Annotated in this window: 22 protein-coding genes; 16 read left to right on the forward strand and 6 right to left on the reverse strand. The window is 63.5% G+C overall.

What is annotated here, in order from left to right; genetic code table 11:
• Window positions 1-6: 6 nt before the first annotated feature.
• From JC607_RS01995 to JC607_RS02020, 6 genes are read left to right on the forward strand one after another with little or no spacing between them, the layout of a single operon-like run.
• Window positions 7-954 carry an ABC transporter permease gene (locus JC607_RS01995; RefSeq protein ID WP_198835273.1) on the forward strand — a complete coding sequence of 316 codons (948 nt, stop codon included), beginning with the start codon at window positions 7-9 and terminating at the stop codon, window positions 952-954.
• Window positions 951-1,748: an ABC transporter permease gene (locus JC607_RS02000; RefSeq protein WP_198835274.1), complete on the forward strand. Its 798-nt coding sequence runs from the start codon at window positions 951-953 to the stop codon at window positions 1,746-1,748. Before JC607_RS01995 ends, JC607_RS02000 begins: the two co-directional genes overlap by 4 nt.
• A gap of 20 nt (window positions 1,749-1,768) precedes the next feature.
• Window positions 1,769-3,094, forward strand: a complete 1,326-nt coding sequence (gene hisD / locus JC607_RS02005; RefSeq protein WP_198835275.1) for a histidinol dehydrogenase — start codon at window positions 1,769-1,771, stop codon at window positions 3,092-3,094.
• A gap of 3 nt (window positions 3,095-3,097) precedes the next feature.
• Window positions 3,098-4,096, forward strand: a complete 999-nt coding sequence (locus JC607_RS02010) for a zinc-binding dehydrogenase (RefSeq protein ID WP_198835276.1) — start codon at window positions 3,098-3,100, stop codon at window positions 4,094-4,096.
• Window positions 4,093-5,376, forward strand: a complete 1,284-nt coding sequence (locus tag JC607_RS02015; protein WP_198835277.1) for a hypothetical protein — start codon at window positions 4,093-4,095, stop codon at window positions 5,374-5,376. Before JC607_RS02010 ends, JC607_RS02015 begins: the two co-directional genes overlap by 4 nt.
• Before the next feature lies 1 nt (window position 5,377).
• Complete coding sequence (locus JC607_RS02020) at window positions 5,378-6,556, forward strand: alpha-hydroxy acid oxidase (protein ID WP_198835278.1); 1,179 nt, start codon at window positions 5,378-5,380, stop codon at window positions 6,554-6,556.
• Here the strand turns inward: JC607_RS02020 and JC607_RS02025 are convergent, their stop codons facing one another.
• Window positions 6,557-6,868: a hypothetical protein gene (locus JC607_RS02025; protein WP_198835279.1), complete on the reverse strand. Its 312-nt coding sequence runs from the start codon at window positions 6,866-6,868 to the stop codon at window positions 6,557-6,559. It lies immediately after the preceding gene.
• A 550-nt stretch (window positions 6,869-7,418) separates the two neighbouring features.
• On the opposite strand from JC607_RS02025, the gene JC607_RS02030 reads away from it, so the two are divergent.
• The 4 genes from JC607_RS02030 to JC607_RS02045 are packed head-to-tail and all read left to right on the forward strand — an operon-like array spanning window position 7,419 to window position 15,598.
• Entirely contained in the window at window positions 7,419-10,814 is a 3,396-nt protein-coding gene (locus JC607_RS02030) for an Ig-like domain-containing protein (protein WP_198835280.1), read from the forward strand.
• 34 nt (window positions 10,815-10,848) lie between these two features.
• Entirely contained in the window at window positions 10,849-12,198 is a 1,350-nt protein-coding gene (locus JC607_RS02035; RefSeq protein ID WP_198835281.1) for a TolC family protein, read from the forward strand.
• Window positions 12,195-14,423 carry an ATP-binding cassette domain-containing protein gene (locus JC607_RS02040; RefSeq protein WP_370584731.1) on the forward strand — a complete coding sequence of 743 codons (2,229 nt, stop codon included), beginning with the start codon at window positions 12,195-12,197 and terminating at the stop codon, window positions 14,421-14,423. Before JC607_RS02035 ends, JC607_RS02040 begins: the two co-directional genes overlap by 4 nt.
• Window positions 14,420-15,598 carry an HlyD family efflux transporter periplasmic adaptor subunit gene (locus tag JC607_RS02045; RefSeq protein ID WP_198835282.1) on the forward strand — a complete coding sequence of 393 codons (1,179 nt, stop codon included), beginning with the start codon at window positions 14,420-14,422 and terminating at the stop codon, window positions 15,596-15,598. The genes JC607_RS02040 and JC607_RS02045 overlap by 4 nt, the downstream gene beginning before the upstream one ends.
• A gap of 54 nt (window positions 15,599-15,652) precedes the next feature.
• Here the strand turns inward: JC607_RS02045 and speB are convergent, their stop codons facing one another.
• The 5 genes from speB to fliF form a co-directional block, all read right to left on the reverse strand.
• The gene (speB, locus tag JC607_RS02050; RefSeq protein ID WP_370584732.1) at window positions 15,653-16,618 is read right to left on the reverse strand and encodes an agmatinase; all 966 of its coding nucleotides are present in this window, start codon (window positions 16,616-16,618) and stop codon (window positions 15,653-15,655) included.
• A 61-nt stretch (window positions 16,619-16,679) separates the two neighbouring features.
• Window positions 16,680-17,435: a flagellar type III secretion system pore protein FliP gene (fliP, locus tag JC607_RS02055; protein WP_370584733.1), complete on the reverse strand. Its 756-nt coding sequence runs from the start codon at window positions 17,433-17,435 to the stop codon at window positions 16,680-16,682.
• Window positions 17,432-17,701, reverse strand: coding sequence for a FliM/FliN family flagellar motor switch protein (locus tag JC607_RS02060; RefSeq protein WP_092900232.1), 270 nt, complete (start codon window positions 17,699-17,701; stop codon window positions 17,432-17,434). The genes fliP and JC607_RS02060 overlap by 4 nt, the downstream gene beginning before the upstream one ends.
• The gene (locus JC607_RS02065; protein ID WP_198835284.1) at window positions 17,694-18,287 is read right to left on the reverse strand and encodes a flagellar biosynthesis protein; all 594 of its coding nucleotides are present in this window, start codon (window positions 18,285-18,287) and stop codon (window positions 17,694-17,696) included. The genes JC607_RS02060 and JC607_RS02065 overlap by 8 nt, the downstream gene beginning before the upstream one ends.
• The gene (fliF, locus tag JC607_RS02070; protein WP_198835285.1) at window positions 18,287-19,879 is read right to left on the reverse strand and encodes a flagellar basal-body MS-ring/collar protein FliF; all 1,593 of its coding nucleotides are present in this window, start codon (window positions 19,877-19,879) and stop codon (window positions 18,287-18,289) included. The genes JC607_RS02065 and fliF overlap by 1 nt, the downstream gene beginning before the upstream one ends.
• A gap of 113 nt (window positions 19,880-19,992) precedes the next feature.
• Between fliF and fliL the strand changes: the two genes are divergently transcribed.
• The 6 genes from fliL to JC607_RS02100 all read left to right on the forward strand — a co-directional run bounded on the left by fliL (window position 19,993) and on the right by JC607_RS02100 (window position 25,426).
• Window positions 19,993-20,484 (forward strand): flagellar basal body-associated protein FliL, encoded by a 492-nt coding sequence (fliL, locus tag JC607_RS02075; protein ID WP_370584734.1) that lies wholly within the window; start codon window positions 19,993-19,995, stop codon window positions 20,482-20,484.
• Window positions 20,485-20,493: 9 nt separating this feature from the next.
• A complete protein-coding gene (locus JC607_RS02080; RefSeq protein WP_198835286.1) occupies window positions 20,494-20,901 on the forward strand; it encodes a DUF6468 domain-containing protein in 408 nt (135 codons plus the stop codon).
• Window positions 20,898-21,461, forward strand: coding sequence for a MotE family protein (locus JC607_RS02085; protein ID WP_198835287.1), 564 nt, complete (start codon window positions 20,898-20,900; stop codon window positions 21,459-21,461). Before JC607_RS02080 ends, JC607_RS02085 begins: the two co-directional genes overlap by 4 nt.
• Before the next feature lie 91 nt (window positions 21,462-21,552).
• On the forward strand, window positions 21,553-22,422 hold the full coding sequence (gene motA, locus JC607_RS02090; RefSeq protein ID WP_198835288.1) for a flagellar motor stator protein MotA: 870 nt from the start codon (window positions 21,553-21,555) through the stop codon (window positions 22,420-22,422).
• Entirely contained in the window at window positions 22,419-24,662 is a 2,244-nt protein-coding gene (locus tag JC607_RS02095) for a hypothetical protein (protein WP_198835289.1), read from the forward strand. The genes motA and JC607_RS02095 overlap by 4 nt, the downstream gene beginning before the upstream one ends.
• A 245-nt stretch (window positions 24,663-24,907) precedes the next feature.
• Entirely contained in the window at window positions 24,908-25,426 is a 519-nt protein-coding gene (locus JC607_RS02100) for a transglycosylase SLT domain-containing protein (RefSeq protein ID WP_233092563.1), read from the forward strand.
• Window positions 25,427-25,430: the final 4 nt, after the last annotated feature.

Here is a 25,430-nt window from a genome sequence, read left to right on the forward strand (position 1 = left end):
GAACCGATGCCGAACCCCTCTCCCGAGTTTCGCTACCCGCTGCACTGGCGCCTGATGGATGCGGTGGAGCGGATCGCCGACCTGGTCTGGCCGCGCCGTCTGTCGCGCCATACCGGCTGGCTGTTTATCGCGCCTGCGCTTTTGCTGGTCGGGCTTCTGGTGCTGGGGCTGATCCAGATCGCGGATGCCTCGCTCAGGACGCTGGACACCTCGACCTTTCTGATGTCGGAGGACTGGTCGACAGAGAATTACCGCAAGGCGCTTTCGTCTTCCACCTATCTGACGGTGGCCTGGCGGTCGCTGTCGGCCGCGGTTCTGACCACGGTTCTGACGCTGATCCTCGCGTTTCCCTATGCCTGGGCGCTGGTGCGGGTGAAAAAGGCCTGGATCCGCAAGGCGCTGCTGATCACGCTGTTTTTGCCGTTTTTCATCGGCCAGGTGGTGCGCGCCTATGGCTGGCTGATCATCCTCGGGAATTCCGGCATGGTGAATGAGGCGCTTTCGCTGGTCGGCGTGACCCCGATGCGGCTTTTGTTCAATTACGGCGCGGTGGTCTTCGGCCTTGTGCAATATATGCTGCCCTTCGCCGTGCTGCTGCTGGTGCCGGCGCTGACCGCAATCCCGGAAGAAACCGAGACCGCCGCCGGGTCGCTGGGCGCGAGCTGGCCGCGCATTCTGTGGCATGTGCTGCTGCCGATGGCGAAGCCCGGGCTGATCGGGGCGGGGCTCGTGGTATTTACGCTGACGCTCACCGATTTCGCGGTGCCGGCGATGCTGGGCGGCGGCGGTCAGGATTTCATCGCCAATGCGATCTATGACCAGTTCTTTCGCACCGCCGATCAGGGGCTTGGCTCGGCGCTGGCGCTGATACTGGTGGCGGCAGGGTCGGTGCTGGTGGGGCTGGTGTTCATGATCTTCGGCGCCGGGACGCTGGCGATGGGAGGCCGCAAATGATGTCTTTCAGCCAGAAAATCACCGTCTGGAGCCTCGTCTGGTTCTCGATCATCACCCTGTCTTTGCCGACGCTGGTGGTGCTGGGGGCGAGCCTGACCGCCGGCAATATGGTCGCCTTTCCGCCGCAGGGGCTTTCGCTGCAATGGTATGAGAAGATCGCGCTGGCCCGCGATCTGCAGCAGGCCTTTCTGCGCTCGCTGATCGTCGCCGGGATCTGCACCCTCGTTGCGGTGCCGGTGGGGACGCTGGCGGGCCTTGCGCTGTCGCGGTTCCGCCTGCGCTTTACCACGGCGATCCAGGTCTATCTGCTCTTGCCCTTTACCGTGCCACTGATCGGATCGGGGATCGGGCTGATGCTGGTGTTCGGTGAATGGCATGTGCTGGGCAGCCTCTGGCCGGTGGGCATGGCCTGCGCGGTCATCAATCTGCCCTTCATCATCTGGTCGGTCTCGTCTTCGGCGGTGCTGCTGGACCCGGATCTTGAGCTTGCGGCGCAGAATTGCGGGGCAGGGCGGGTGCAGACCTTCCTTCATGTCACGCTGCCTGCCGTGATGCCGGGCGTGATCACCGGGGGGCTTCTGATGTTCATCCTCGCGATGAACGAATTCCTTGTGAGCCTCCTTCTCACGGATGCCCGCATCGTCACTTTGCCGGTGCTGATCTACAACTCGATCCGCTCGATCATCACGCCTGATCTGGCTGCCGTCTCGGTGGTGTTCATCGCGATTGCGCTGGCGGCGATCTGGTTGCTCGACAAGCTCGTCGGGCTGGAAATCTTTCTTAAATCCAAATGACTATGCGAGAGGGCCTGTCCATGGCTGAGGTCAATTTCAAAATCCTGGCCGATCTGTCGGCGGTCGAGCGCGAGGCGCTGTTCGCCCGGTCAGAGACCGATCTGTCGATGTTTCTGGAAAAAGTTCCGGCGATCATTGAGGCAGTGAAAACCCGTGGCGATGCCGCGCTGGTCGAGTTCGGGGTGAATTTCGACAAGGCCGAGGGGCTGACGGCGGACAAGCTGAAAGTGACCGAGGCCGAATTCGACGAGGCCTTTACCCTGGTCGAGCCCGAGGTGATCCGCGCGATTGAGCTAGGGATCGCGAACATCCGCTCTTTCCACGAAGAACAGGTCCCGGAGCCGATGACGCTGAAGGAGATCCGCCCCGGTGCCTTTGCCGGGGATCGGTTCATCCCCATCGATTCGGTTGCGCTTTATGTGCCGCGCGGCAAGGGGTCGTTTCCGTCCGTGACCATGATGACCGGCGTGCCGGCAGTGGTGGCGGGGGTGCCGAATATCGCCATCTTCACGCCGCCGATCCCGGGCGGCAAGGTCGATGCGGCGACCCTGGTGGCGGCACGACTCGCGGGCGTCAAGACGGTCTATAAGGCCGGTGGCGCCCAGGCGGTGGCTGCGGCGGCCTATGGCACGGAAACCGTGCGGCCCTGCCATAAGATCGTTGGCCCGGGCAGCCCCTGGGTGGTGGCGGCAAAGCGCCTCCTGTCGGGCGTGATCGACCCCGGCCTGCCCGCTGGCCCGTCGGAATCGATCATCTTCGCCGATGAAACCGTGCGTGGCGGCCTCGCCGCGCTTGATCTGCTGATCGAGGCCGAACATGGGCCTGACAGTTCCGCCTGGCTCGTGACCAATTCCCGCCGCGTCGCGGATGAGGCGCTGGCCGCGCTGCCGGACCACTGGTCGCGGATGAGCGAGCAGCGGGTTGGTTTCTCGAAAGCGGTGCTGTGCGGCAGCCATGGCGGCATCCTCGTGACCGGGACCCTGGCCGAGGCCTATGCCTTCATCAATGATTACGCGCCGGAACATCTCCAGCTCCTTTCGGAAAAACCCTTCGAGCATCTGGGCGAGATCACCGCCGCCGCCGAGATCCTGATGGGGCCATATACGCCGGTCTCGATCGGCAATTTCTGCCTTGGCCCGAATGCGGTGCTGCCGACCTCGCGCGGTGCGCGCACTTATGGGCCGCTTTCCGTGACCGATTTCATCCGCCGGTCCTCGGTCGGCTACGTCACTGCAAAGGGTTTCCCGGAACTGGCCGAGGCTGCCGGAACGCTGGCGCGCTATGAGGGGTTCGACAATCACGCCAATGCGGTCTCAGACATCCGCAAGCAGTATCTGAAGGGCTGAGATATGCGCGCCGTCCGCCTTTATGGCGCAAAGGATCTGCGGGTCGAAGACGTGGCTTTGCCGGAGCCTCCCGGCCCGGCAGAGGTGACGCTCAGGGTAACGGCGGCGGGGATCTGTGGATCGGATCTGCATAATTTTGCAACCGGGGCCTGGATCTCGCGCAGCCCTTCGGTTGCGGGGCATGAGTTTACCGGCGTGGTCACGGCAGTCGGGGCAGGGGTGCACCATGTTGCCCGGGGCGACACCGTTGCGGTGGACAGCCGCGTGACCTGCGGCAGCTGTGACAACTGCCAGGAGGGCCTCAGCCAGATCTGCGAAAAGCTTGGGTTTCTGGGCGAGGTGATCGATGGCGGCTTCGCGGAATACGTCACTATTCCGGCGAAAAACGTGGTTAAAGCCCCCGCCGGTCTGCCGCCGCGCCTGCTTGCCATGGCCGAGCCTCTGGCTGTGGCACTCCATGCCGCGCATCTTCTGAACGCACCATCCGGCGCGCCGGTTCTGGTCACGGGCGCCGGTGCCATTGGTGCCCTTTCGGCGCTTGTCCTGGCGCATAAAGGCCACCCGGTCAGCATCGTTGATCGCAACCGGATCCGCGCCACCCGTGCTGCGGCGGCCTTCGGCGGCGAGGTCGTGCAGCCTGATGACCTCGGCCCGAAACCGCCCCGCTATGCCATTGACGCGACCGGCAGCCCGGAGGTGATCGACAATCTGATCCGCTCCCTGCGCGGCGGCGGGGCGATTGCGCTGGTGGGGATCGGCGCGCGCCCGCTCAGCCTGAACCCGACGCTGCTGGTGGAACGCGAGATCCGGCTGTCCGGTTGTCATGCGTTCGGGGGGGAACTGCCCGAGGCCGTGGCGCTGTTCGACCTGCTTGGCCCACAGCTGGAACAGCTGATCGACGCCGAGATCCCGCTCGACGCGGTTCCCGATGCCTATGCGCGCCATCTTGCAGGCGAAGTGATGGGCGCCAAGACGATTATTCTGCCGGAGATGCAGCCATGACGCTGTCGCGCACCGCCGAAATCCGCGCCACTGCCGCCACCGATCCGGCCCGTGCCGAAGCGATGCTCGCGGCTTTTCTGGGCGAGACTTTTGCGATCACGGCCAGCGATGTCCGGATCAATCACGACCAGTATTCGCTGAACTCGCTGAACGGGTTTTTCACCTGCGAGCAGGGCGAGTGTTTCTTTAAATTCCACCAGGAGGAAGGCGAAGAGGATATGCGCGGCGAATATTACCGCGCCGATATCCTTGCCCGCGCCGGTCTGCCGGTGGACCAGCCGATCCTGTCCTCGACGCTCCCGGGCGAGCAGATCCTCGTCTATCGCCGCCGCAGTGACCCGCGGTTTTCAGATGTGCTGCGCGCGCTGGACCTCGCGCCCGATGCGCCCGCGATGGCCCGCGCGCTGGCGGCAGAAGGCGCGCTGAACGACCACCTGCTCGCGGTGGCAAAGGCCAGCCTGCATGAGATCACGCCGGATCAATCCGCCGCCGAACCGATCCACCGTCTGTTTTCCGAACGCCTGATCGACCCCGCAACCGGGCATTACCCCGGCGGGCGGCTGGCCTCTTTCTATATCGGCCAGGCCTTTGACCTTGCCGGCCAGAGCGCCTCCTGGGATGAGATCGCGCTGGCCCGTCCGGTGATCAATGGCGTTGAATATGACCGCCCCCTCGCCGTTCTGTTCGACGCGGCCCGGACCCGGCTCGCCCCCGCGCGGCTGGCGGATGCGGGCGGCATCGTGGCGCATGGTGACGCCCATAACGCCAATGTCTGGTATGAGCGCGGCGAAACCGCTGATCATCTTGCGTTTTTCGATCCGGCTTTCGCCGGCGAACATGTGCCCGCGCTGCTGGCCGAGGTGAAATCAACCTTCCACAATATCCTCGCCCATCCGCTCTGGCTTTATGACAGCGATATGGTGCCGGGGCGCTGGCAGGTCACGGCGCAGCTGGCGGAGGGCTGCCTTTTTATCGACAGCGACTGGGCGCCGGGCGTTCTGCGTGACGCGTTGCTGGCGGTAAAGGCCGAGAGCTTCTGGAAGCCCTGGCTCGCCCATCTGGCAGAGCGCGGCATCTTGCCCGCGGATTGGGAGGAGGTCCTGCGGCTTGCGCTGTTCCTGTGCCCGACTTTGGTGATGAACCTGCGCGCCGGCGCCGGGCGGCATAACCCGCAAAGCTCGGCCATCGGGCTGTCCCAGGCGATCCTCTGCGGTGCAAGGCCGCTGGCGGGCGAGGACCGGATGGTGCGGTTCTTCGAGTCCATCCGTCCGGAGCCGTAAGATGTCACGCGACCGCCGCTACCAGAATGTCGAGGATTTCCGCCGCGCCGCCTGTCGCCGCCTGCCGAAGATCTTCGCCGATTATATCGAGGGTGGTGCTTTTTCGGAAACCACGCTGGCCCGCAACCGGATGGGTTTTGACCGCTATGCCCTGTCGCAGCGGGTGCTGCAGGACCTTGCGCCGCAGCCGGATCTGAGCACGACCTATCTCGGCCGGCGCTGGTCCTTGCCGTTCTTTCCCGGGCCAGTCGGGTTTCTCGGGCTTTATCGCCGCGACGGAGATCTGCTGGTCGGGCTCTCGGCAAAGGCGGCGGGGGTGCCGTTCGGGCTCTCGACCTTCTCGATCAAAGGGGTCGCCAGCCTTGCGCCGCAGCTGGGCGAGAACCTGGCGTTTCAGCTTTATCTCGACCGCGATCCGGCGGTGAATGAAAGCTATCTGGCGGCCTGTCGTGCGGCGGGGGTGGAGACGATCTTCCTGACCGTCGATACCGCCATCACCTCGGTGCGGGAACGCGATAACCGCAACGGCTTTCGCGCGGTGAAACACATCACGCCGGGTCTGGCCTGGCAATTCGCGAAACGCCCGCGCTGGTCGCTGGATCTGTTGCGCAACGGCTTTCCGGGGGTGGAACTGGTCGATGGGCGGCCCGAATTCGGGCGTGGCGCGCTGGCCCAGGCCTCGGCCCTGTCATCACGGCTCGACAAGCACCTGACCTGGGACAAGGTGAAAGCCCTGCGCGATCGCTGGCCGGGGCGGCTGGTGATTAAGGGGGTTTCTGACCCGCGCGATGGCGAGATCGCGCGGCAAAGCGGGGTCGATGGCGTGGTGCTGTCGAACCATGGCGGGCGGCAGCTCGATCACGGCCATGCGACGATTGCCCAGGTCGCCGCGATGCGCGCGGCACTTGGCCCGGGCTGCGAGCTTATGGTGGACAGCGGCTTCCGGCGCGGCAGCGATGTGGTGAAGGCGCTGGCTCTGGGCGCGGATGCGGTGATGATGGGGCGGCCCTTTGCCTGGGCGGTCGCGGCCGAGGGCGCCTGGGGCACCGGGCGCCTGTTTGCGCTGCTGGCCGCGGAAGTCGGCATCACGCTGCAATTGATGGGGCTGAATTCCGTCGATCAGCTGAAGGCGGGGCCAGCGGGCGACTATATTACCGGCGGCCAGATCGGCGAGACCTGATCAGCCCGCGCCGCGCCGCGCCTCTTCGCGGCCGATCTCGACGGCCTTTTGCTGCAACCAGGCATTCGCGGCTGCGTCACCATCTTTCGAGCGCCGCGTCCAGAATTCCGGCTCCAGCTCCTGCAGGCGTGCCGTGACCCGGGCCTGACCGGCGGCATCAAGCGGGCGCGCGGCCGGCGCAGCAGGGGCCGCTGCCGCGACCGCCGCAGGGGCGGCGGGCTTTGCAGCCTGGCTTTCCACGCAGCCGGCAGCGCCGATGACACCGGCGCCAAGCAGGCTGACAATTGCGGTTCTGGTCGGGATCAGGGTCATTGAACCATCTCGCTTCACACTACATTCAACCGGTCGGGCCGGAGCGCGGCCTTCCGGCATTTGCCCGAAGGGCCGCCATGAAAGCCGCATCGAAAGCGGCGCAACCTGCCGTCAGACTGTCATGACGCGGCCTGTCCCGCAATGCGAGCACGCCGCATCGGCCTCACAGTGCCGTCAACAGATTTGTGAGCTGGCAAAGATATTCTCACCGTCCGCGCCGGGGCCTTTGCGATTGTGGCCCGAATGGGGCGTGAATGGGGCAGGGGGCAACATCGGCTGGTAGCCCGGGCGACCAGGGACACAACAGTTGGCGGGCGAAGGCATATTTCGCGTTCTTCCAGGGGTTGAAAGGCCGGATCTGAGGGTTGCCGAAAAGACCCACTTTGGGGCGAAAGTTGGGAAAAATTGCGGCCATGCATGTGAAGGACGCCTGATACCTACTGGAAATGAAAGTGAAACCCGGTTATTCAGATCGGCAATAGACGCCGGAAGTGCGTCAATAAAAACATGTCGGGCCAACGAGTCCGGCGGTATGAGGCGGAGTAGTAAAATGGCTAAGGCGATTCAATTCGTCGTCCGCGATTCTGCGGGCGGTACCTCGCGCGGTGCGGTTGCGGGTGATGCAGGCAATAATTTCATCCAGATGGGTTCGGGCGACGCGGTTTCGCTGAATCTTTCCCGGCAGAGTGTCGCCGGTTATGCGCGCCAGGGCGATGACCTTGTTCTGACGCTGATCGACGGCCGCACGGTAGTGCTTGACGGGTATTTCACCGCCGGCGCCGCCAACGAGCTGTATCTGTCGCAAAATGGCGAAGTGATCGCGGTTCAGCTTTCGAATTCCGCTGATGGCGGGCTTTACGCCAGCTACGGTCCGGTCGATGGCTGGGACAAATACTCCAATCTCGATGCGCTGCGTTTCTCGGAAGGCGATGATGTCGCTCTTGCCGGCGGTGCGGTGGATGAACCGGCTGGCATGGCCATGTTTGCGCCGGGCCTCGTGGGTCTGGGCGGGCTTGGTGCCGGGGCTGCGGGCCTCGGTCTCGTCGGCCTGGCCGCAGGCGGTGGCGGTGGCGGTGATGGTGGCGGCACCACGGGCCCGACCGGTCCCGTTGATCCGACCGGCCCGACCGGCCCTGTTGATCCGACCGGCCCGACTGGCCCCGTTGATCCGACCGGTCCCACCGGCCCCGTTGATCCGACCGGCCCGACCGGCCCCGTTGATCCGACCGGCCCGACTGGCCCCGTTGATCCGACCGGCCCGACTGGCCCCATTGATCCGACCGGCCCCACCGGCCCGGTTGAGCCCGAGCGCCGTCCGCCGACCGTTGACCCGAAAGACACCACCACGGTCATCATCGACACGCCCGACAAGGAGCTCGACGTCTCCGGCACGGGTGAGCCGGGCGATACCGTGACCGTCACCATCGGCACTGTCACCGAGACCACGGTGATCGGGCCGGATGGCACCTGGCATGTCACTTTCCCGGAAACCAACCTGCCGCCTGACGGCAGCTATGAGGCCGTGGTCGTTTTCGATCAGACCGATGGCGTGACCACCACGCTGCCGGGCCCGGATTTCATCCTCGACCTGACGCCGCCGGATGTGGATATCACGGAAGGATCGGAATCGGTCGGCCATGTCGAAAACGCAGCCGATTACACCGACGGCGTGCGGATCGGCGGCACGGGTGAGCCCGGCGCCTCGGTGACGGTTGTGATCGAAGGCCACAGCCATTCCACCGTGATTGCGGGTGACGGCACCTGGTCGGTGGTTTTCACCACCACCGAGATCCGTACCGGCGAATACACCACCGACATCACCGTGACCGCCCGCGATCCGCTGGGCAATACCACGGTGATCACCGACCGTCTCGTGGTGGATACGGTGCCGAACCCGATCGATTTCGACGCTGTGACCCGCGACAATGTGGTCAATAATGGCGAAAACACCCTCGGTTTCGCCGTGACCGGGACTTCGGTTGCCGGAGCGGTGCTGGTGGTGACGGTTCAGGCCGGCGCGACCAGCTACAGCCAGACCGTGACCACCCGTGCGGATGGCACCTGGACGCTGAACATTCCCGCCGGCACCCTGCCGGGCGGCGAGTATAACGCGACCGTCACCGCGACCTCGACCGATGCCGCCGGCAATGGCAGCAGCGAGACCCATACCTTCCGCGTCGACACCCAGGCCTCGGTTGCCTTCACCGGCACCGTGGCGGGCGACAATATCGTCAACGCCTCGGAATCGCGCAATGTGGTGCTGACCGGCACCGCAGAGCCGGGCTCGGTGGTCTCGGTCTCGTGGCAGGGCTCGACCCTTCCGGCAACGGTCGCCGCGAATGGCACCTGGTCGGTGATCTTCCCGGCCGTCTCGGGCAGCGCTGTGCTGACCGCCACCACCGCAACCGTCACCGCGACCGACGCCTACGGCAATACCGCGACCGACAGCCGCGTGATCTCGATCGACCTAGGCACTTCGGTGGCCTTTGATCCGGTCCAGGCCGGCGACAACGTGGTCTCGGGGGCCGAGCGTGGCGCCGGCGTCAGCCTTACCGGCACCGCGGAAGCCGGCGCAACCGTGGTGGTCCAGTTCGGTTCGGGCACCCGTACCGTGACGGTTGGCGCATCGGGCACCTGGTCGGCGAGCTTTACTTCCGCCGAGATCCCGACCGGCAACGGCCTGTCGCAAACTGCCACCGTCACTTCGACCGATGTGGCCGGCAATGTGGCAACCGCGAGCCATCTGGTGACCATCGATACCCTGGTCAGCCCCTTCGCCATCACCGGCAACTCGACCGGCGCTGACCATGTTCTCAACAATGCCGAGGCGGCCTCTGGCCTGACCATCACCGGCAGCGTCGAGGCGGGTTCGCAGGTTCAGGTCAGCTTTGGCGGCCATGGCCCTTATCCGGCAACCGTCACAGGCACCACCTGGACCGTGGTGATCCCGGCGGGCGTGATCCCGCCCGGCGAGACCACCGCCAATGTCGTCGCAGTGGCGGTTGACCGCTACGGCAATACGGCGACCCTGCCGACCGAGACCATCGTGATCGACCGCGTCGTGACCAATTTCGGGGCGGATGCCCGGATCAGCGGCGACGGCATGATCAACGCCCATGAACGCCTGAGCGGCGTGCCCTTCGGCGGCACGGCAGAGGCCTTCTCGCAGATCGAGGTTGTTCTCTCGAATGGTCAGGTTCTGCGCACCGCCTCGGATGCCAGCGGCCATTGGTCGGTCATCATCCCGGCAAGCTATCTGCCGGTTGGCGATGGCGTGTCGATGACGGCGACGGTCACCGCAACCGACCGCGCCGGCAATACGGCTGAACTGACACGCGAAGTGACGGTGGACACCGTGGCCCCGACCGCGGTTGATCCGCTCAAGATCGTGCGCGACGAGGGGGCGCTGACGGGTATCTTCACCGATACCAATGGCGAACAGGTCTCGATTTACCGGGTCGACAACACCGGAAAGCCAGTCGATCTGCACGCCACAGTCACCGAGGATATGCCCACCAGGGTCAATGGGTCGACGGTTGTCTCCGACTACTATGACCTGCAGGAAGGCGTTCCGGATGGCAGCTATCTGGTGATCCAGAATACCGATGCTGCGGGTAACGAGGCATCGACGCTGTTCATCGTCAACAACCGCTCGGATGTGGTCGTGAACCTGGATCGTGAGGGTCTGCAAAGCTTCGATTTCGCCTCCATCGATCTGACCATGTCCCAGGCAAAGCTGACCCTCAGCAACCATGACCTGCTGGCACTGACCGGAGGCGACAACGAGCTGATGATCCGCGGTGACAGCCTGGATCAGGTCCGTCTGCAGCTGACCAACACCACCCCGGTGGAGGTTCGCGAAATCGACGGTCAGCATTACAACGTCTATGCGATGGATGGTGGGACCGTCCTGGTGGATCAGGACATCAACACCACCTTCTTCTGATCCAGCATCCCGGAAACCACCCGGAGAACCGGAAATGGAAGCCCGCACCTGCAAGGCAGGCCAGGCAGAGCGACTTCGCTCTGCCGCTGCCCCCCTCATCTCTGGCGCTCTGGTCCTGGCGCTTGCGGGCTGCTTCGGCGGCCCCCAGGCAACCAGGTCCTCCGCATCGCCGGGTGATCCGGCAACAGCCGGAGAAACCGCTGCCCATCTCGACAGGAAGGGCGAGGTTGTGTCGGAAAAGATCGACCAGCTGAAGCTCAGACAGTCGATCCTGCCCGCCAACAGCAGCTTTGGCCGGGTCGGGGCTGCGGTCCTGAAAAGCAGCCAGGCCTCGGCTGAATCCCAGCTGCGCGTCAAACGCCTGAGCGCGCGGGCAAGATCGAAGAACTGGCTGCCGAAACTGGGGCCGGATGTCAGCCTCAGCTCGCTGTCGTCGATTGCGGCCAGCCTCGTGCTGGATACCGCGATTTTCGACCGCGGCCGACGCCAGGCCGAGCGCGATTTCGCGGCGGCCGATGTCGAGATGGCAGCGATTGGCCTTGTCCAGGACCTGAACAAAAAGGTCTATGACGGGCTGAAGCTGTATATCGAGGCGCAGCGCGCCGCCGATCTTGCGCAGATCACCGATGGTGCCCTGACGCAGATGGCGGAGTTCGAACGTATCACGAAGATCCGCGTCAGCGGGGGGCTGTCGGACGGCTCGGAATACCGGCTGGTCAGCCAGCGCCGCGCCGAGATCGAAGCGACCCTGATGTCTTACCGGCAGGGCGAGAAAAGCGCCTGGGCCGAGCTTGCGGTCATTGCAGGTGGCCCGATGGAAGCCGAGCGGGGTCTGACCTCGCTGCCGCCGGACAATGGAACGCCGGAACCTTTGACGGTGGTCTATGCCAAAGGCGAGGCCGCGCGCACCCTGGCCGAGGTGGCCGTGGCGAAATCGGGGCTGCTCGCAGGGATCGGGGCCGGGGCATCGGTCGGCAAGGATGGCGGCATCGACGGCGGGTTGTCGTTGAGTGGTGACATTCTCGGCTTTGGTCGTGCCGACAATCTGGCCTCGCTGGACGAAGCGATCGAAGTGACGCGGCGCAAGGTTGACGAGGCCGACCGCGAGGCAAATCGCAAGATCGTCTCGCTGACCCAGGAGATCAACATGCTGGCGCTGCGCGAGCAGGCCGATGGCGCGGTGATCGCCCAGATGGAAGGCAATATGGGTCTTTATACCGAACAGTATAAAGCCGGCCGCCGCAGCCTGATCGAGCTGACCGGCCAGTTCGAGACCCTGACCTCGATGAAGCGGGACCATGCTTCGCTGAAATACCAGATCGCGCTCGCGCGGCTGGATATCGCGCTGATGCGCGGAGTTCTGGTAGATGGAGGCGCAATGTGACCGGAAACAGGGTTATCGCTTTCGAGATGAATGCGGGCCAGGTGGCAACGGGCGCGCGCCCGGTCATCGCCGCCAGGCCGGCAAGCCAGCGCTTTACCAACCGTGCCAGGAACCGGGCCACGCTGGCCTCGGTCTATGCCGGGCTGATCGGGTCCGAATTGTCAGTCCCTGACCTGCTGGAACGGATCCAGAGCGCTTCCGATGTCTCGGGCACCGCGCCCGGGCTCGACGAGATGGGCCAGGCCCTGACGCAGGGCGGTCTCTCGACCCGCATCCTGCGTTCGGTCCAACTGCCGGTCGACGGCTATCCGGCTTTGGCCGAGACCACCAATGGCCAGGTCGTTCTGGTGCTGGGCGTCGATGGCGAGGGCGCCACGATCTATGACAAGACCGCGCATGACAACCGCGCGGAATTGCTGCTTTCCGACCTGAACAGTCTCTATGCAGGCCGGATCCTGCAGGCGCGCGCGCCGCTGAGCGAGCTGGAAGCCCGCCATATCGAGGTCAAGGCAAAGCCGCATTGGTTCTGGGGCGAGTTCCGCCATTTCCGCCGCCCCTTTGGAGAAGTCTCGGCCGCGTCGATGGTCGCGAATATCCTTGCCGTTGCGATCTCGCTCTTTTCGATGCAGATCTATGACCGCGTCATCCCCTATCAGTCGCAGCCGACGCTCTGGGTGCTGGGGATCGGTGTGCTTCTGGCGGTCTGCCTTGAAGCCACGCTGAAAATCGCCCGCGCGCTGTTGATGGACAATACCGGCCGCAAGGTCGAAATCGCCGTGCAGAAACGGCTGATGAAAAAGCTCCTCGGCATGAAAATGGGCCCCGGAGAGCGCAAACCATCGGAAGTCTTTGCAGCGATGCGGGAATTCGGATCGGTGCGCGAATTTTTCACCTCGGCCACGGTTGGCACCCTGGCCGATCTGCCCTTCCTTCTGCTGTTCCTGGCACTCGTGGCGACCATTGCCGGCAATCTGGTCTGGCTGCTGGTCATCGGCGGCATCCTGATGGTGCTGCCCGGGTTCCTGATGCGCAAAAAGATGATCCGCATTGCCGGGGAAACCCAGGGCGCCTCGATCAAACAGGCGAAACTGCTTTATGAGGCGGTGTTCGAGCATGAAACCCTGACCACGCAGCGCGGCGAGGACCGGGTCAACCGCATCTGGTCAGAGCTGGTCGCGGTCAATGCCGTGCAAAGCGCCGAACAGCGCAAGCTGACGACCTTTCTGTCCACCTGGTCGCAGGCGGTGCAGCAAATCACCTATGTCGCCACCGTGATCGCCGGCACCTATCTGGTCTTTGCCGGCCAGTTCACCGTCGGCACCATCATTGCGACCGGCATTCTGACCGGCCGCACCCTTGGGCCGCTGTCGCAGGTCTCGACCATGATGGCGCGCTGGAGCCAGGTGAAAATCTCGCTGAAAGCGCTGGAACAGGTGGCTGAATCGCGTCAGTCCGAAGAAGAGGGCCGCCGCTATCTGCGCCGCGACCGTATGGCCGGCAGTTTCGAGCTCCGGAACCTCGAATTCCGCTATGACGAGCAAAGCGCGCCGGTGGTCGAGATCAACGGCCTCTCCATTCCGCAGGGGCAGCATGTTGCGGTTCTCGGTTCGAACGGCTCGGGGAAATCGACGCTTCTGCGGCTTTTGGCCGGGCTTTACGAGCCGGGCAAGGGGCGGGTGCTGGTGGATGGGATCGACCTGAACCAGATCCATCCGCGCGACCTGCGCCGCGGCATCGGCTATCTCGGCCAGGAGGTGCGGCTGATCCAGGGCACCATCCGCGACAATCTCAATATGAACCAGCTGGAGCGCGACGACGACCGGTTGCTGCAGGCGCTGGATTTCGCAGGCCTCGGGCCGTTTGTCCGCAATCATCCGCGCGGTCTCGATCTTGAGGTCCGCGAGCTGGGCGAGGGGCTTTCCGTCGGGCAGCGCCAGTCGATCGGCTGGGCGCGGCTCTGGCTCCAGGATCCGCAGATCGTGCTGCTGGACGAGCCGACCGCCGCGCTGGATCAGACGCTGGAAACCACGCTGGTCAGCCGTCTGGGCGGCTGGCTCAAGGGTCGCACGGCGGTGGTCGCGACCCATCGTGTGCCGATCCTGCAACTGACCGAACGCACGCTGATCCTGCAAAACGGCAAGCTGGCGGTGGACGGGCCGAAAGAAGCGGTGCTGGCGCATCTGGCGAAAGCCCAGGGCGTGAAACTGGCAGGAGCGGGCGCATGACGGCAGTTTGGTCTGACGAATTCGAGAGCCGTTCGAAAAGCCCGTCGATGGTGATCTGGGCCATCGGGGCGGTAATCGCGGTCTTTGTCATCTGGTCGGCTTTCGCCTGGCTGGACGAGATCGTCAGCGCCGAGGGCACAGTCGTGTCCTCGTCGCGGCCGCAGATTATCCAGAACCTGGAAGGCGGCATCCTGGCCGAGCTGAACGTCGCCGAAGGCGATGTGGTCGAGCCGGGAGAACTGCTCGGCCGGTTGCAATCGACGCAATATCACGCGGCGGTGGATGATTACACCGATCAGCTGGCGGGCCTGTCGATCCGCCGCGCCCGGATCGAAGCCGAGATGCGCGGTGAGATCACCTTTACCGTGTCCGAAGACCTCGCGGCGCGGGTGCCTGATATTTTCGCTTCGGAATCCTCGCTGCTGAAGGCGCGGATCGACGATTTCACCGCCCGCAAGGAAGGGGCAGAGGCGATCCTTGAACAGGCGAAACGCGAACTGGATATCATGGAACGGATGCTGGCCCAGGAGGTCGCGCCCGCCATCGAGGTGACGCGGGCCAAGAAGGCGCATCGCGATGCCGAGAACCAGCTGTCTGACACGGTAACCAAGACGGAACTGGAGCGCGCCCGGGAATATGCCGATACCCTGGCCGAAGTGGCGACGCTGGAGCAGAAGCTGAAAGTGGCGCAGGATCAGCTGGGCCGCACCACTCTGGTCTCGCCCATGCGAGGTGTGGTGAACAAGATCGGCATCACCACTATCGGTGGTGTTGTGCGCCCGGGCGAAGAGATCCTGCAGATCATCCCGCTGGATGAGGAACTCTATATCGACGCCAAGGTAAAGCCGCGCGACATCGCTTCCGTGCGCGAGGGGCAGACGGCGGTGATCAAGCTCTCGGCCTATGATTACACGATCTATGGCTCGCTGAAGGGCGAAGTCACCTTTGTCTCGGCCGACACTTTCATCGACGAACGGTCACGATCGGCAGATGGTGACCCGCATTACATCGTGACGCTGAAAGTCGATATGGCGCAGCTGACCGAGCGGCAGAAGGATCTCGAGATCCGCCCCGGGATGCAGGCCAGTGTCGAGCTGGAAACCGGCGCCAAGACGGTGATGACCTATCTGCTGAAGCCACTTTATAAATCCAACGAGGCCCTGCGCGAGCGCTGAGGACCCGGCAATGTGACTGGCCCGCGCCCTTATCCGGCGCGGGCGGTTTCGTCTCTAACGCAGCGCTTTTGGCGGGTTTTGCGGCACGCCCGGCAACACGCAGAGCATCTCGTAAAGCAGGTTCGCCCCGATCAGCGCGGTATTGCCTGAAGGGTCATAGGGCGGCGAAACCTCGACCAGATCACCGCCGACAAGGTTCAGCCCGGCGCAGCCACGCACGATCTCCAGCCCCTGCCAGATCGTGAGCCCGCCCGGCTCTACCGTGCCGGTGCCTGGCGCGAAGGCGGGGTCCAGACTGTCGATGTCGTAAGACAGGTACACCGGCGTATCGCCGATCTGCGCCCGGATCTCTGCCATCAGCGGTTTCAGCGATTTATGCCAGCATTCCTCGGCCTGGATCACCGTCCAGCCATTCTTACGGCCCCAGTCGAAATCGTCGGGACTATAGCCGGTGCCGCGCAGCCCGATCTGGAAGACCTTGTCGTTCTGCAGGCAGCCATCCTCGAAAGCGCGGCGGAAGGGGCAGCCATGTGCGACCTTTTCTCCGAACATCGTATCGTTGATATCGGCATGGGCATCGACATGGATCAGCGCCACCGGCCCGTGCTTTTTGCGGATCGCGCGCAGGATCGGCCAGGTCAGGGTATGATCGCCCCCCAGCGTCAGCGGCAGCGCACCGGCGGCGAGGATCTGATCATAATGCGCCTCGATAATGCCGACGGATTTCTTCAGATCAAAGGTATTGATCGGCACATCTCCGATATCGGCGCATTGCAGATGGTCAAAGGGCGCGGCGCCGGTCGCCATGTTAAAGGGCCTGAGCATCCGGCTTTCGTCGCGGATCTGCCGCGGCCCCAGCCTTGTGCCGGGCCGGTTCGATGTGCCGATATCCATCGGAATGCCGCAAAATGCGACATCCAGCCCCTCGGCGGATGGCGCCGCGGGCAAGCGCATGAAGGTGACCGGCCCGCCGAAGCGCGGCATTTCATTGCCGCCGAGCGGTTGGTTGAACGGCATCACAGACCTCCTTGTTTTCCGGAAAGAGGCCACAGCTGCGCGGGTCAGGCAAGGGCTGCTTTCATCAGGTATAACTTCGGACAAGGGAGGCGGCGAGCAGGCTCCAGCCATCGGCCACCACGAAGAAGGCCAGTTTGAACGGCAGCGAGACCACGGCCGGCGGCACCATCATCATCCCCATCGACATCAGGATCGCCGCCACCACGAGGTCGATGATCAGGAAGGGCAGGAAGATCAGGAAGCCGATCTCAAAAGCGCGCTGGATTTCCGACAGCAGGAAGGAAGGAACCAGGACCGACAGCGGCGCCTCGGTGATCGCGGCAGGCGCGCGCGGCCGCAAGGCGTCGAGACGGGCGAATGTCTCCGGGTCCATCCGGGCCGCCATGAAGCGACGGAAGGGGGCCGATGCCTCGGAAAAGGCGGTGGGAAGGTCGATTTCATTGCGCGTGAAGGGGCCGATGCCGCGTGCCCAGGCCTCGGTGAAGACCGGGTCCATCACGAACCAGGTCAGGAACATCGCAAGCGTGATGATCAGCATATTGGGCGGGGCCTGCTGAAGCCCGAGGCCCTGGCGCAGAATAGACAGCACGGTCACGATGAAGGGAAAGCAGGTCACCATGATTGCCAGACCCGGCAGGACCGACAACACGGTGATCATCAGCAAAAGCTGCACCGAACGCGAGGCCAGCGTTTCTTCGCCGCCCAGATCCAGGGTGATCCCCTGGGCCAGCGCCGGCGGGGCCGAGAGCAGGCAAACCACCAGAACGGCAGCGATCAGGGCGGCGCATTTCCAGGCGGGGGCAGGGAAAAAAACGGTCACAATCCGCTCTTGAGATTGGCGACCTCGGTCAGGCGGACGGCAAGCTGCCCGGCCTTGTCGCCTTCCAGCTCGGTCAGCTCACCCCGTGCGATCAGCCGGTCACCGACATAAAGCTCGACCGGATCATCCACGCGGCGATCCAGTGGCAGGACGGTATCCTTGCCCAGACGCAGCAGCTCCTGCACCCTGGGGCGGGCGCGGCCCACCGAGATGGTGATCTCGATCGGGACCTGGGCAAAGGGGCTGGAGCTTGCGGGTTCATCCATCGGGGTTCTCCTGCGACAGGGTGAAAAAATCCTGAACGGACCTGATAATGCTCTCGGTGACACGGCTCAGATTGATGCTGACTTCCCGCGCTCCGAGGCGGAGGAAGACCTGGGCCTCGCCGAGACCCGGATCTTCGGAAATCTCGAAAAGCAGGCCCGGCCTGCGCGAAAGAAGCGCCTCAACCTGCGGGCGGGCGGCCGGGTGAAGGGTCAGATTTGCCGGTTGTTCGGCAGTTTCGGCCACCATTGGCATCAGTTGCCCGACGAGGATCGGGCCGAGCGTCTCGCGTGCCAGATCCGGCAGCAGCCGGTTGACGATCTCTTGCAACAGCGGCTCCATCGCGCCAAGGATATGTGCCCGTGCCTCTTGCCAGGTGAAGGCAAGTGTCATGAGGTTGCGCTCCAGCTCGGCCCTGACCCGGTCACCATTCTGCATATGGGCGGCCTCTGAATCGTCCCAGCCGGCGCGGTACCCCTGTTCCCAGGCGGCGGCACGGTTTTCTTCCACCGAAGCGGTGTCGGTGACGACCACGTCCCGCCCCGGACTGCGCCCGGCCTCGAAGACCTCAAGCTGCGGCAGTGGCATCAACTGCGCTCCTCATCCGGACCAAGCCAGCCGCGCAGGATCTCGATCGATTCCGCCTGACGTTCGCGGATCAGCCGCTGCAGCCGTTCCACCGGGTCCTCCTGCAGGGCGTCAGAGCCGCTGAAATCCACCATCGGGAGGTCAGGCAGGCTGAACCCATTGTCGATTTCCCCGTTCAGTACCGCGTCAGCCGAGCCGGCCAAGGCCATCCCGGGCAATTGCAACGGCAAAGGCGGCGCCGGCAGCGCCACTGCGCGGCCAGAGGCAAGGATCGGACGCAGCACGAAGAGCATGAGGATGAGAGCCACAATGGTAAGCGCGGCAATCTGGATCAGCGATATCGTGTCCAGCGGGCCAAAGCCTGAGAGGAAACCAGAGGAAGCCTCGGTGCCATCGGTCACAAGCGGCTGAAACTCAAGAGATTTAAGCGTAAGGCTGTCACCGCGTGCCGTGTCTATTCCCGCAGCCGCAGTCACCAGCTCATGCAGCGCAGAGAGTTCGCTTTCGCTGCGGGGCTCCCAGCTCTGGGTCCCGTCGGGCGCGGTCACGGTCTGGCCGTCGATCAACACAGCCACCGTCATCCGGCGAATGCCACCCGGCCCGCGCAACAGTTCGCGCTGCGTCTCGGAAATCTCGTAATTCACCCTTTCGCGGGTTTCATTCGTCTGCGACTGGCCGCCGGCGCCGGCACCCGTATCCCCTTCGGGCAGGTTGGACGCGACGGTGACATCACCGCCAGGCTCGCTGTTCTGACTGCTTTTCTCTTCGGTATCGGTTGAAATGGCGACCCGACCCTCCGGATCGAACCGCCTTTCCGTGATCTGTTCACGCTCGGTCTGCAGGTCCAGCGAGACCTCGACGACTGCCTTTCCGGGGCCGACCCGGGCGGCAAGCAGCCGCTCGACGCTTTGGCGGATTTCTTTCGCACGATCACTGGCGGAACCGCTGGCGCCGTCTTCTGCCGGAGACACCAGCCCGCCGGTGGTGTCGATCACCTGGACATCAGCCGGCGTCATCCCGCTGACCGCCGAGGCGACCAGATGTTTCAGGGACCGCGCCTGATCATCCGATATGCGCCCCGAGGCGGTTGTCACCGTGACGCTTGCCGTCGGGTTTGTTCCGCGCCGGAATGGGTCTGACGGGCCCTGAGATATATGGACCCGCGCTGCCCGCACATCCGGAACTGCCAGGATTGTGCGGGCGAGTTCGCCTTCTTTTGCCCGCCAATAGGCGGCATCGAACATCTGCGCGGTGGTGCCAAAGCCCGAAAGCGTATCCAGCAATTCATATCCGGCGCCACCGGCCGTGGGCAGACCTTCTCCGGCCAGTGACATCCGCAGCGAGTCGCGACTGGCGGAATCGACCCAGATCGAATCGCCCCGTACCTCGTAAGGGACGCCGCGCTGATCCAGTGCGGTGACCACTTCGCCCGCCGCCCGCCCATCCAGACCGGCATAAAGCAGAACCGATGGCCCGCCGCCCGAGAGGCGTGAAAGGGCCAGAACCGCAAGAAACACTGCGATTGTCGCGCCCGCAAGGATAAGCTTGCGCCGCAACTCCAGCCCATTCCAGATCGAGATCACATTCTGCACTTTTCTCTCCGCCGGAATTCTTTCCTGACGAGACCAGAAATGAAGGGTCTGGATTAACAATCGGTTAGTGCCCTTCGATCTATCTTCGTTCTCAAGACGAAACGGAGGCTGGCGTGTCGGATACTGCGATTCCTGAAGAGGCTGCCGTGGAGGGGGCTGGAAAAAAACGCCCGAAGCTGCCGCTGCTGATTGGCCTTTTATTGGCCACCGGCGCGGGTGGCGCGGGATTTTATGTCATGAAATCGGGCCTGTTGCCGGGCGGGGGGCACGATGCTCTGGCCGGGTCGCAGGTGCAGGGGCTCTCGGATATCGCCTATGTTCCGGTCGAGCAGATCCTGATTTCGCTGCCCCCGGGGGCGCCGGGGCGGCATTTGCGATTCGCGGCCCAGATCGAGGTGGCAAAGCCCCATGCGGCCGAGGTCACATTGCTGATGCCGCGCGTGCTTGATGTCCTGAACAGCTATCTGCGCGCGGTCGATCCCGCAGGTTTTGATGATCCGGGCGCGATGACGCGGCTCCGGGCCCAGATGCTGCGCCGTATCCAGATTGTCACCGGCGAAGGCCGGGTGCGCGATCTTCTGATCACCGAATTTGTCATGAACTGAGGGGCTGAAATGACCTTGATCGCCGATATTCTGCTGCTGGCCGCGACGCTCGGGGCGGCGGTCTATTGCTATGTTCTGGCGGGCCGCCTGCGGCGCTTTACCGCGCTGGAAACCGGGATGGGGGGCGCGATTGCCGTGCTCTCCGGCCAGGTTGATGAAATGACGCGGGCGCTGGAAAAGGCGCAGCAGGTGGCGGGTCAGTCCGGCCAGCGGCTTGCGGTGCTGACCAGCCGCGCGGAAGAGCTCTCGACCAGGCTCGAGCTTATGGTGGCCTCGATGCATGATATCCCGGCGGCTTCGCCTGGCGGCCTTGCGCTGCAACCATATGCCGTGGCCAAAACAGCGGAGGACAGCGAGGATCTGCGTCGCGTGCGGCTGGTGCGTCGACGCGGCAGCGTGATGGAAGCCGCCGAATGAGCCGTCGCGCCGGGCGCGGTACGTTGGTGCTGATCGCCTTTCTGTTCGCGGCATCCGGGGCGGTGAGGTTTGGCGATGGCCTTGGATCTTCGCTTGCCTGGGCGGCAGGCGCCGATTCCGTGCCGGAAGCCGTGTCTGCCGAAAGCTGTGATCCGCTGCCACAGGAGCTTGCCACTGCCCTCTCGGCGCGGGAGGCCAGGGTGACCGCCCAGGAAGCGGCGCTGGCGGATCGCGCAGCGGCTCTGGATCTAGCGAGTGAGGTCCTCGACGGCAGAATGGAAGCCCTTCGTCAGACTGAGACGGACCTGCGTGCGGCCCTCGCGCTCGCGGATGGTGCGGCGGAGGCGGATCTTGCGCGGCTGACCACTGTCTACGAAGCGATGAAGCCAAAAGATGCCGCCCTTCTTTTCACTGCGATGGAGTCGCAATTTGCCGCCGGGTTTCTGGGGCGCATGCGCCCCGATGCCGCTGCGGCGATCCTGACCGGTATGGCGCCGGACAAGGCCTATGCGGTCAGTGCCATTCTCGCGGGCAGGAATGCGGGTGCGCCGCGCGAATAGCTGCGGATCGTCGGGCTGACGGCTGGCAACCCTGGCGCTTTTTTAACGGCTTGCGTCCAGGCTGGCGTGAACCAAGGCAGGAATATCTCCCATGATCGGACTGATCGGCATTGCAGTGATCTTTATCATGGTCTTCGGCGGCTATGCTGCGGCTGGCGGCAAACTCGGGATCATTCTGAAAGCCCTGCCGTTCGAGCTGGCCATGATTGGTGGTGCGGCCGTCGGAGCCTTCCTGATTTCGAATGGTATGTCCGGTGTGAAACAGGCCATGCGGGACATTGGCAAAGTCTTCAAAGGCCCCAGGTGGAGGCCGGAAGATTACCGCGATCTGCTCTGCCTGTTGTTCGAGCTGGTGCGGCTGGCCAGGGCGAACCCTGTCGCCCTGGAGGAGCATGTAGAGAATCCCGGCGCTTCGGCCATCTTTGGCAAATATCCCCGCATTCAGGCGGATCACGACGCCGTTGATCTGATCTGCGACACGTTGCGTGCGGCCTCGATGAACTACGACGACCCCCATCAGGTGGAGGAAGTTCTCGACAAACGCATGGAGGTCCAGATGAACCACGCTCTGCACTCCAGTCATGCGATGCAGACCATGGCCGATGGCTTGCCTGCGCTTGGGATTGTCGCCGCGGTTCTTGGGGTCATCAAGACGATGTCCTCGATTGATCAGCCGCCCGAAATACTTGGCAAAATGATCGGTGGCGCATTGGTGGGCACCTTTCTCGGCGTGTTCCTGGCCTATGGGCTCATGGGGCCCTTCGCGGCGCGTGTCCGCGCGGTGGTCGAGGAGGATGGCCATTTCTACAATCTGATACGGGAGGTTCTGATCGCCAACCTGCATCGCCATCCGGCGAATATCTGTATCGAGGTCGGACGTCAGAACACCCCGCATCACATGCGCCCGGAATTCGGCGATCTTGAAGAAGCGCTGCGTGCTCTTAAGCAAGAGGCAGCATGATGCGCGCGTTTCGGATTGCGGCTGCGGTCTTCACCCTCCTGCTGCCGTCTGATTCTCAGGCCGAAATTGCCCGGATCCGTGGGGGCGAACATGATGAATTTACACGGATTGTGATCGAAACATCGTCGCTCGGCCAATGGAAGCTTGGCAAGGAGGAGCGGGGCTACGCCTTCAGGACTGAAGATCAGCCTGACGGGTATGATCTGAGCAAAGCCTTCGATAAAATCCCGAAATCCCGCATCCGGTCTCTTTGGCAGGACAAAGAGACCGGGGCGCTGCGGATGGATATTGGCTGCACCTGTCATGCAATCGCTTTCGAGGTCAGGCCGGGCATTGTTGCGATAGATGTCAGAAACGGACCCGCGCCTCCCGGATCTGAATTCGAGCGGCCCCTTGATCCCGGTGACCCTGCCCAAGGACGTCAGCCGTCGCAAAACCCTGAGGCCCTGATTATTTCTGCCCCGATTATCAAGCCGCCGAAAGCCTCTCCGGCGTCAGGAGTGGAGCAGAAACCCTCCTACAACTGGCTTGAAATCGCAGGTTTCGGTCTCCCATCAGAGCCTTCAATCCGCGATGAAGACGCCAGCGATGAAGTGCGTTTTCTGCTGAATCCCTTGCGCGATGCGCTCTTGCGGCAGATCAGTGTGGGCATCGTCGAAGGGGTTGTCGTGCCCGGCTCTCTCGCGGAGTTGCCGGCGGCGGCGAAATCCCCCCTGGCCGAAGCGCCTGGCGTGCGGATTGCGAATGGTGAGATGCCGGGAATACGCGCCGGAACCGACAGATCCCCGGGGCCAAACCTGACGGCTGACGGCAAACCCTGTCTTCCCGATCGCATGACAGATATTGGGGCATGGCTTCCGGACGAAGCGCCGCTTGCCGCGTTGAGTAAACTGCGTACGAATCTCCTGACAGAGTTCGACCAGCCAGTGGTCGAAAATCTGCTCGAGGCGGCCCAGGTTAATATTGCACTCGGCTTCGGCGCTGAGGCGAGGCAAATTTTCACACTTTTACCTGTGGAAGAGGCGGCTCAACGGGCAGCGCTTTACGATCTCAGTTATCTGGTGGATCTGGAACCTGGGCCTCGCGGAGCTTTTTCGGGGATGGAAAGCTGCGATTCCTATGCTGCTCTCTGGGCAATTCTTGCGCTTGCGACTGCAGGATCTGAGCGAATTGCGACTGCGCCAGATACGGCCGCGGTAACGCGCAGTTTCTCAGCGCTTTCTCAGGATCTGCGTTGCCACCTCGCACCTGTTCTGGTCAGCTATTTCATGGCGCAGGGCGACGAAACCACCGCCCGGCGATTGCGGGATGCTGTTCTGCGTGTGCCTGGACCGACAGGGCAGCAGGTCCAGTTAATGGATGCCGGAATTGAACTGGCAACCGGCAATGCCTACGCGGCCGCGGATATTGCGGAAGAAGTGCTCGCCGATCCGGGAGTTTCGGCTGCGGAGGCGGCAATTTTGCGTGCGGAATCTGCTTTCGGCGGGGATCGTCTGGTTCCGCCGGATCTGGCGGCGCAGCTCTCTGCATTGACAGCAGAACTGCGAGGGACAGACGGTTATCCACGCATCCGGCGGGCAGAAGTTCTTACTCTTGCCATGGCGGGCGATTTTCGGGCTGCGTTCGATCTCCTGCCGGAAGCCACAGACACAGTCGCAGACCTTTGGGAACTCGCCTCAGTTGCGGCTCCGGATGAAATCTTATTGGCAGAGGCGCTGAAGGTTTCTGTCCCACCGCGCGGAAAACCAGAAGTCAGCAGACAGGTTGCTCAACGGTTGCTGCGTTTCGGCTTTGCTCAGGAAGCGCTGCACTGGCTTGGGCCTGCCGATGGCCTGGAGGCGGAGGCCGACCGAATGCTGGCTGCTGAGGCCGCACTTGCGATCCGCGATGCCCGGCTTGCGGTTCGGACCCTTGCAGGCCTTGGCGGTACCGAAGCGGATGCCTTGCGGGCGCGGGCCGCGATACAACTGGGAAACGCAAATGCTGCCGCTGCTATTTTCCTGGCAAGCGGCGACAAGCGCAGAGCCCTGCGGGCGGAGTTCTGGGCCGGCGACTGGAGCTACATTGCCGATCAGGATGCGGCGGGCCTCAGTCCGGCGGCGGCGATGGTGCTCTCATCTCCGGCGGGCGGAGATTCCGAGGGGATTCTCGCGCGCGGCACAAGACTGGCAGGCGAAAGCGAGACTGCACGCGAGGCCATAGTCGAACTGATGCAGGCTGTTCCGGGGCAATTTCCGTAACCCTTTGGCAACCACCAATGCGCAATAGTCGAATTGTACCCTTCATCCGGAAATGATCCGGCTCCTGTGGATCAGACAGAATGTCACGATACAGCTTTTTGACTGGCCTTCCCCTTATCATGATCTGCGCATTTGGCATTCCGGCAACAGGTCAAAGTGTTGACTATGCCCGGCAATGTCTGGACGCAATTCACCGTGCGTCTCAGGTTTCCGGTGTGCCGCGTGACATATTGCTGGCAGTCGCAATGACTGAAAGCGGCCGTCAGGGCGTGAACGGACCGGAGCCCTGGCCCTGGGCGCTGAACCAGGCGGGCGACAGTAAATGGTTCGACAGCCGGGAGCAGGCGCTGCAATGGCTCAACACTGTCATCGCCCGGGGCGAGACCAATATAGATATAGGCTGTTTTCAGTTAAACTGGCGCTGGCATGGCGAAGCCTTTGCATCACCTGATGCGATGATAGACCCGCAGAAAAATGCCGATTATGCCGCCGGATTTCTGTCAGACCTGATGCACCAGACCGGTAGCTGGGAAAAAGCAGTTGCGGCCTATCACTCTTTCACTCCGGAACTTGCAGAGCGCTATATGAAGCGCTTCAGACCGATCCATGCATCCGTTCAGGGCCAGCCTTTCGACAGTGTTCTGCTGGCCGCCGATACCCCCCGCGAGAACAATTACCCCTTGTTGCAAACGGGAAAAGTTCTGAGCCCGGGTTCGCTTGTGACGGTTTCGGGCTCTGCGCGCCCGCTCTTTGGGGCACCGTGAGGAG

This window comes from Paracoccus sp. IB05, from assembly GCF_016405985.1.
Lineage (GTDB): Bacteria > Pseudomonadota > Alphaproteobacteria > Rhodobacterales > Rhodobacteraceae > Pseudogemmobacter.

What these genes read in the sequence shown, in the direction of transcription:
- JC607_RS02030 (WP_198835280.1), top strand. Translation starts at nt 7,419, where the DNA reads ATGGCTAAGGCGATTCAATTCGTCGTCCGCGATTCTGCGGGCGGTACC.
- hisD (WP_198835275.1), top strand. Translation starts at nt 1,769, where the DNA reads ATGGCTGAGGTCAATTTCAAAATCCTGGCCGATCTGTCGGCGGTCGAG.
- JC607_RS02010 (WP_198835276.1), top strand. Translation starts at nt 3,098, where the DNA reads ATGCGCGCCGTCCGCCTTTATGGCGCAAAGGATCTGCGGGTCGAAGAC.
- JC607_RS02095 (WP_198835289.1), top strand. Translation starts at nt 22,419, where the DNA reads ATGATGCGCGCGTTTCGGATTGCGGCTGCGGTCTTCACCCTCCTGCTG.
- motA (WP_198835288.1), top strand. Translation starts at nt 21,553, where the DNA reads ATGATCGGACTGATCGGCATTGCAGTGATCTTTATCATGGTCTTCGGC.
- JC607_RS02045 (WP_198835282.1), top strand. Translation starts at nt 14,420, where the DNA reads ATGACGGCAGTTTGGTCTGACGAATTCGAGAGCCGTTCGAAAAGCCCG.
- JC607_RS02020 (WP_198835278.1), top strand. Translation starts at nt 5,378, where the DNA reads ATGTCACGCGACCGCCGCTACCAGAATGTCGAGGATTTCCGCCGCGCC.
- JC607_RS02000 (WP_198835274.1), top strand. Translation starts at nt 951, where the DNA reads ATGATGTCTTTCAGCCAGAAAATCACCGTCTGGAGCCTCGTCTGGTTC.
- JC607_RS02060 (WP_092900232.1), bottom strand. Translation starts at nt 17,701, where the DNA reads ATGGATGAACCCGCAAGCTCCAGCCCCTTTGCCCAGGTCCCGATCGAG.
- JC607_RS02100 (WP_233092563.1), top strand. Translation starts at nt 24,908, where the DNA reads ATGACTGAAAGCGGCCGTCAGGGCGTGAACGGACCGGAGCCCTGGCCC.
- JC607_RS01995 (WP_198835273.1), top strand. Translation starts at nt 7, where the DNA reads ATGCCGAACCCCTCTCCCGAGTTTCGCTACCCGCTGCACTGGCGCCTG.
- JC607_RS02080 (WP_198835286.1), top strand. Translation starts at nt 20,494, where the DNA reads ATGACCTTGATCGCCGATATTCTGCTGCTGGCCGCGACGCTCGGGGCG.
- JC607_RS02065 (WP_198835284.1), bottom strand. Translation starts at nt 18,287, where the DNA reads ATGCCACTGCCGCAGCTTGAGGTCTTCGAGGCCGGGCGCAGTCCGGGG.
- JC607_RS02015 (WP_198835277.1), top strand. Translation starts at nt 4,093, where the DNA reads ATGACGCTGTCGCGCACCGCCGAAATCCGCGCCACTGCCGCCACCGAT.
- JC607_RS02025 (WP_198835279.1), bottom strand. Translation starts at nt 6,868, where the DNA reads ATGACCCTGATCCCGACCAGAACCGCAATTGTCAGCCTGCTTGGCGCC.
- JC607_RS02035 (WP_198835281.1), top strand. Translation starts at nt 10,849, where the DNA reads ATGGAAGCCCGCACCTGCAAGGCAGGCCAGGCAGAGCGACTTCGCTCT.
- JC607_RS02085 (WP_198835287.1), top strand. Translation starts at nt 20,898, where the DNA reads ATGAGCCGTCGCGCCGGGCGCGGTACGTTGGTGCTGATCGCCTTTCTG.